Origin of the sequence: Streptomyces phaeochromogenes (assembly GCF_001418655.1) — a bacterium.
Classification (GTDB): Bacteria; Actinomycetota; Actinomycetes; order Streptomycetales; family Streptomycetaceae; genus Streptomyces; species Streptomyces phaeochromogenes.
In genome coordinates this window covers 1-1,110 of record NZ_LIQZ01000492.1, presented here as the reverse complement: position 1 = coordinate 1,110, position 1,110 = coordinate 1, and the positions used below count along the sequence as shown (strand labels likewise).

1 protein-coding gene and 1 pseudogene are annotated in these 1,110 nt (G+C 70.5%); one reads left to right on the top strand and one right to left on the bottom strand.

The genetic code is table 11. The annotated features are described in order from the left end of the window. Positions 1–536, top strand: a pseudogene (locus AOK17_RS43740) (DNA gyrase subunit B); the annotation flags it as partial. Positions 537–567: 31 nt separating this feature from the next. On the opposite strand, the gene AOK17_RS43735 reads toward AOK17_RS43740, so the two are convergent. Continuing rightward, entirely contained in the window at positions 568–936 is a 369-nt protein-coding gene (locus AOK17_RS43735) for a VOC family protein (protein WP_055618219.1), read from the bottom strand. Between the last annotated feature and the right edge of the window lie 174 nt (positions 937–1,110).

The window sequence follows — 1,110 nt, the reverse complement described above, 5'->3', positions numbered from 1 at the left end:
CGGCGGGCGGGGTCCGGGCGGTGTCGTTCCGGTTCCCGGAGGGAGTTCGGGACCTCGTGGCCACCCTCGACGCGGAGACGGGGTCGGGCGTCCAGCCGGACGTCATCGGCTTCGAGCGCGAGGACCCACGGATGGCGGGGACGATGGAGGTGGCCCTGCTGTGGACCGGCTCCCGCGAGGAACGGATAGTCGGCTTCGCCAACAGCCGGGCCACTCGCGAGGGCGGCACGCACGTGGACGGCTTCCGTGACGGAGTGGCGGCCGCGGTCATCGCGTACGCACGGGAACGGGGGCTGCCGGCAGCGGACCTCGATCCCCGCGACGACCGGATCTGCAGGAGTCTCACGGCAGTCGTGTCGGTGAAGCTCGACCGTCCCGAGTACCTCAGCGCTACGGGCGGGTTGCTGGGCAACACCGAGGTGCGGGACTGCGTCGGCGAGGCCGTCCGGGAGCACCTCGGAAACTTGTTCGAGGAGGAGCCGGAGCGGGCCGCACAGTTCGTCGACCGAGTCGTCCGGTGCGTCCACCAGGACTGAACAGTTCGGCGAACCTGCCATCGGCCGGATGTCACTCCCGGCTGGTGTCGATGACGCAGAAGCGGTTGCCGTCGGGGTCGGCCAGCACCACGAAGTCCGGATCGTCGGGATACAGGTCCCAGTCGACCCGCTGGGCGCCGAGGGACACCAACCGGTCGACCTCGGCGGCCTGATCCGCCGCGTCCCTTGCGTAGAGGTCCAGATGGACGCGCGGATACTCCTGTACGGGTGTCTCGCTGAACCCGAGTGCCAGTTGGGGGCCGGTCCCTTGCGCGGGTACCAGCACCACCCAGTCGTCCTCCGGCTCCTCGCGCGGGACGTACCCGAGAGCCTCCGTCCAGAATGCGGTCGCGCGCCGCACATTCTCCACACCCAACACCACGGATCCGATCTTCAGCATGCGCCGAGTGAAGCAGATGCCCGCCGGTGAGAGGGCACCCTTTTTTGCGTCCCGCTGCGGGTGCGGGTGCGGGTGCGGGTGCGGGTGCGGGTGCGGGTGCGGTCCGGATCCCGGTCCGGTGTGCGGCGCGCGTCGTTCGCGTCAGGTTCGGCCGGGGCCTCGGCTGTCGAAGCC